The following is a 5,421-nucleotide window of genomic DNA, read 5'->3' as shown; positions in this document are numbered from 1 at the left end:
CCCGGCCAGAGTTTTGGGGCTGTGGTTCAAAAGGCAGCGGACTATCTGGAAGCTGGGATCCCCCGCGTTTGGATTGTAGATCCGCAGGCCAAGAGTATCACTGTCTTCTACCCCGATGCCCCACCAAAGACTTTTACAGGATCCCAAGCCATCCAAGATAACTTCTTGCCGGGCTTGAAGGTTGTCCCACAGGGTGTGTTTGCTCAGGCTCGGATCCCTTAGTTGTTTTAGCTATCTGAGAGGGCTACCATGATTGAAGCTCTGGAAAGGCTAGCAAAGGAACCTACCGAAAGCTCTGCAACAGCTTCTGGGAAGATTTGGACTGATGAAGAGTTTATGGCTCTGCCCGATGATGGCAATCGCTACGAAGTTGTAAATGGAAAATTAATTGCGATGGGCTCAGCGGGTGCAAGACATGGCTACTACGTTAGTTTAATCAGTTTTTTCCTGACTGCCTATGTTAGAGCCCAAAAAATGGGTGTTGTCTTCGATTCCGACACTTCGTTTAAAATGAAATCCGGCAATCGCCGCTCCCCAGATTGTTCTTTCTTCTCCAAAGAGCGGCTGCGATCCCTTGGCGGGATCCCCAAGGGTTATATCGAGGGATCCCCAGATTTGGTTGTGGAAGTTCTCTCTGATGACAACACTGTAGGAGAGATCCACAACAAGATCGTCGATTATTTTGAGAACGGATCCCGCCTTGTTTGGCTTATTCATCCCGAAGAAAAGTATGTTTTGGTTTACCGTCAGCCTGAGCCCACAGCACTGAAGCGGCCAGGCGACATCCTAGAAGGCGAAGAGGTGATCCCTGGGTTTGCCTTGGATTTGTCGGAGTTTTTTGCCGAACCTGAGTTTTAGTTTTTTGCGAACCTAGCAACAAAACCCTCCAGGGTTCCGCGGCACCTGGTAAACTGGCCCCAAAAACGGGATCCCCTTCCATGGCGCTGGTTCACCTGCAAGTTCTGGAGCGCACCCCCAGGCGGCTGCGGATTGCCCTGCAAAGGTTTACCCCTGAGCAACTGGCCTGGCGGGTGGGGGCGGGCCTGGCGTTGTTGGCGCTGGGATCCCAGCTCTGGCAGCCTTCCCCTCTGCTGGGGCTACTGGCTGTAGCAGCGGGCCTGGGGATTGGGATCCCTTGGGGGCTGGGGCAGATCTTGAGTGTGGATCGGGAGCGGCAGCGGGTGACCCTGACCCGGCTGGGTGGCCCTTGGGGGATCTGGCGGCAGCAGGTCTTCTCTTATCCTCTCGCCCAATTGCAAGGGGTGCGGCTGCAGCGGCTGGGACAAGAGATCTTGGATAAAGAAGCACAGGAAAGCTTTCAGATACAAGCTCAGGTGCGGTTGCAGTTCCGTCCCCAGGTTTTTGAACAAGAGCTTGAAGAAGTGATCGCTTGTTTCAGTAGCCAATCGGCGATCAAAAAAGGCGAGCCGGAAGCCCTTGCCTTGGCGCAGCGGCTGGCAGGCTGGATTCAGGCCTATATGAACCCGTGAGGTTTCCTCATAAGCTGTTGATTGCAGTACTTGGCAATCCTTGGGAAACCCCTGAGAATGTGTGAGGATTGGGATAGGTGCTCTTGCGTACCTTCACAGAATTTTAGTAATGCTAAGCTTTCATGAGTATTCCTGGGGAGTCTCTGGAAACCGTTAGCCTAGTCGTCAGGGATGCTTTGCGCAACTGGCCGTGGCTGCTTTTGTGGGCAGCCTCTTTCCTGGCGCTTGTCTTCTGGCAAAGGCGACGGCTGCATCAGGCCCAGGTTGGTTTTCCCGATATCGTCACCCTGGCGCGGCCCGATACGACGTTGCTGGAGTGCAACGAAGTCCATCAGAAGGTTTTGGGCGATCGGCGGGGCCGGCGCTGGATCGAAGGCTTGACGCCAGAGGAGCAAGAGCAGGTGCGGCAGCAGATAGCCCAGCTCACCCCTCAGCAGCCCACTTTCACGAGGGTTGATAGGATAGTGGACGCGGCGGGACAGGTGCGGTGGTTTGAGTGGATCAACCAGGGCATCTTTGACCGGCGGGGCCGGCTGCAGTTTATTCGCGGCGTGGGCCGAGACATCACCAAGCAGAAGCAACTGGAAGACAATCTGCGGCTGCGGGAAGCCCAATTGCAAGCCCTCTTGGATGCCCTGCCGGCAGCCATATGGGCCAGGGATCCCCAGGGGGTGCTGATTTTGCAAAATGCCACCGACCGTGCCTGGTTTGGCGACCTGCTGGGCACTTCCCTGCAAGAGATGGCTCAGCAGTACCCCCAGTGGCTGGAGTTCACTTCCCAAGCTCTAGCCGACCTAGAGCGGCAAAGGATTTTCCAGATGGAGGGCAAGGAAATCATTCAAGGCCAAGAGCGCTATGTCTATCGCCTGGCCGTGAAGCTGCAGGATGAGTCCAAAGGTTTGGGGTGCCTCGGCATTGCCTTGGACATTACGGAGCAAAAGCGGCTGGAACAACAGGTGCAAGAACAACAGGAGCGCTTTTGCGCCTTTCTCAACAACAGCCACGACATTTTGTGCTGGATCGATGCCCAAGGCTTGGTCTATCCCTTCAATCGCCCAGTTGCTGAGAAAATTTTAGGTCGTTGTCCTAAGGAGGGAGAACCTATACCTTTGGATTGGGTTCACCCAGAAGATCAGGAGATTGTTGCTAGTGCTCTTGAACAACTCAAGGCTCGACCTGGCGAAACGCTCAGCTTTATCTATCGGGCACAGCATGCGGATGGCCATTGGGTATGGCTAGAGAGCCGCTGTACCGACCTTTTGCAGGATCCTGCGGTGGCAGGAATCGTCTGCAGCACCCGCGACATTACCCAGCAAAAAGAGACAGAACTGGCGCTGCGGGAAAGCGAAGCCCGCTTCCGGGAAATGGCCGAAGCTGTGCCAGTGACCTTTTTTATCTATTCTCCGGATCTCAGTCAATCCCTATACAAAAGCCCTCAGTGCAAGCAGATCTGGGGATACACGCCGGAGGAGTTTTATCAGAAGCCGGATCTGTGGAAAGACACGATCCACCCCGAAGATCTGCCTCAGGTTCTGCAAGCCGTACCTCAAGTTATCCAAGGAGAGAAGCCGGTTACCTATCGCATTTTCCATCGAGATGGTCGGGTGCGCTGGTTGCGAACTTCCTGCCGACCTATTTTCAATGAACAGCAAGAAGTGATCCGCATTGCCGGCATCACAGAAGATATCACCGAGCAAAAAGAGGCAGAGCTGGCCCTGCAAGAGAGCGAGGCCCGTCTCAAGGCCATCCTCGACGGGATCCCTTTTCCCATCTTTGTTAAAGATTTGCAGGGCCGCTACTTACAGGTCAATCAAGCTTACCTGCAAAAAAACGGTAAACTCCCAGAAGAAGTTCTCGGCAAGGCCGATACGGAGCTCTTCTCGCCAGAGGAAGCTCTGGAGTTCCGCAAGGAAGATCAAAGAGCCATCCAGTCTCCCGCTCCCATCAGCTATGAGCGCACCATTTGTCGAGACGGCAAAAAGCAAGAAAAGTGGATCACCAAGTTTGCCCTGCGGGATTGGCAAGGGGATCCCTATGCCGTTTGCGGCATTGCTGTGGATATAACCCCTCTCAAAGAAGCCCAGGATTTGCTGCGGCAAGAGGCAGAGAGAGAAAGACTTCTGGGATCCCTGCTGCGCCGGATCCGCGAGAAGCTGGACTTGCAGCCCCTCCTGCAAACCACGGCGGCGGAAGTGCGAGAGTTTCTCCAGGTGGATCGGGTGATGATCTACCAGTTGCAGGAGGGCATAGGGGGATTTGTAGCCGCCGAGTCCGTCCTGGATCCCTGGCCCAGCCACTTAGGCCGCTCCGTGTGGGATGCTTACTTTCGCCAGGATCCCTGCTATCGCAAGTACCAGCAGGGCTTTGTGCAGGCCATCGACAATGTGGCCACGGCCCCTTTGGATCCCTGCTACCGGGAGCTCTTGTCATCTTTCCAGGCTCAGGCCAACTTGGTGATCCCCATTCGGCGGGGGGAGGAGCTCTGGGGCCTCTTGGTGGCGCAGCACTGCCGCGCCAGCCGTCCTTGGCAGGAGTGGGAGATCAAGCTTTTGCAAGAGCTAGCGGAACAATTGGCCATTGCCTTGCAGCAAGCCCAGCTTTACGAGCAGGTAAAAGCCCTGAACCAAACGCTGGAGGAGAAGGTGCAGCAGCGCACCGCCGAGCTGGAGCGGGCTTTGCAATTTGAGGCCATCCTAAAACGCATCACCGACCGCGTGCGCGATTCTCTCGACGAAGCCGAGATCCTCAACACCGCCGTGCGCGAGCTGGGAGAGAGTCTAGATGCCGATGGCTGCGATATCGGTCTTTACAACGCCGACCTCACCCTTTCCACCATCAGCTACGAGTATTGCCCCCGCTCCGCTTCCCACCTGAACGTTTCTCTACCCCTAGTGGGAGGGCCTTACGACGACATTCACCGGCAACTGCTCAGAGGACAGCTTTGTCTATTTTGCCTCTCAGGGAGGGCTCCAGAAAACCGCCAGGTGGTGATGGCTTGTCCCTTGCTAGACAAAGGCCAGGTGCTAGGGGATCTGTGGATTTTTCGCTCGGCTGCACGTCCTTTTGACAACCAGGAGATCCAACTGATCCAGCAGGTGGCCAACCAATGCGCCATTGGGCTGCGCCAGGCGCGCCTGTTCCAAGCTGCCCAAGAGCAGGTGCAAGCCCTGGAGCGGCTTAACCGTCTCAAAGATGACTTTATCAGCACCGTCAGCCATGAGCTACGCACCCCCCTGGCCAGCTTGAAGATGGCTCTGAAGATGCTGCAGATGGCTCCCTCAACCGAAAAACGAGCTCAATATCTAAGCATTGCCGAGCGAGAATGCCAGCGGGAAATCGAGCTCATCAACGACCTGCTGGATCTGCAGCGCCTGCAGGCGGGGGCCTACGCTCTGCAGGTGCAAGCCCTCACCTGGCGGGAGCTGCTGGGGGATCTGCTGACCGTTACCGAGGAGCGGGCCCACGCCAAGGGGCAGAGCTTTCAAGCCAGCGTCCCCCTAGAAAGCAGCCTCACGACGGATCCCTTGCTGTTGAGCAGGATCCTGCGCGAGCTTTTGCACAATGCCGTGAAATACACGCCGGCCCAGGGATCCATCCGCTTGCAAATTGAAACGGAAAATCCTCAAAGCCGCATCCAGGTTAGCAACAGCCAAGAGATCCCTGCCGAGGAGCTGACGCGCATCTTTGAGCGCTTTTACCGCATTCCCAGCAAGGATCCCTGGAAGGAAGGGGGCACGGGGCTGGGCTTGGCCTTGGTGAAACAGATGGTGGATCAGTTGCGGGGATCCATCGAGGTGAGCAGCACCGCCGGCTGGACAACCTTTACGCTCCACCTGCCCCATCTGCCGCAGCTATGAAAGAGACTTGGCGAGCGTAGTACAAAGCGCAGTTGTAGACCTTGTTGGACTGCTGGCAGAGGTACTCCAGTAGG

Annotated in this window: 4 protein-coding genes; all 4 read left to right on the top strand. The window is 56.1% G+C overall.

The genetic code is table 11. From position 1 onward, the window contains the following. Nucleotides 1-222, top strand: a 222-nt coding sequence (locus tag NW841_RS10095) for a Uma2 family endonuclease (protein WP_414386248.1), incomplete at its 5' end; no start/stop codon positions are given. Nucleotides 223-249: 27 nt separating this feature from the next. Next, entirely contained in the window at nt 250-858 is a 609-nt protein-coding gene (locus NW841_RS10090) for a Uma2 family endonuclease (protein ID WP_414365913.1), read from the top strand. Nucleotides 859-938: 80 nt separating this feature from the next. Next, nucleotides 939-1,490 carry a hypothetical protein gene (locus NW841_RS10085; RefSeq protein ID WP_414386247.1) on the top strand — a complete coding sequence of 184 codons (552 nt, stop codon included), beginning with the start codon at nt 939-941 and terminating at the stop codon, nt 1,488-1,490. Nucleotides 1,491-1,612: 122 nt separating this feature from the next. After that, entirely contained in the window at nt 1,613-5,347 is a 3,735-nt protein-coding gene (locus NW841_RS10080) for a PAS domain S-box protein (protein WP_414386246.1), read from the top strand. Nucleotides 5,348-5,421: the final 74 nt, after the last annotated feature.

Source organism: Synechococcus sp. H60.3, assembly GCF_047462295.1.
Lineage (GTDB): Bacteria > Cyanobacteriota > Cyanobacteriia > Thermostichales > Thermostichaceae > Thermostichus.
Note: the sequence above shows the minus strand (reverse complement) of the source record. Positions and strands in the feature narration are given on the sequence as shown.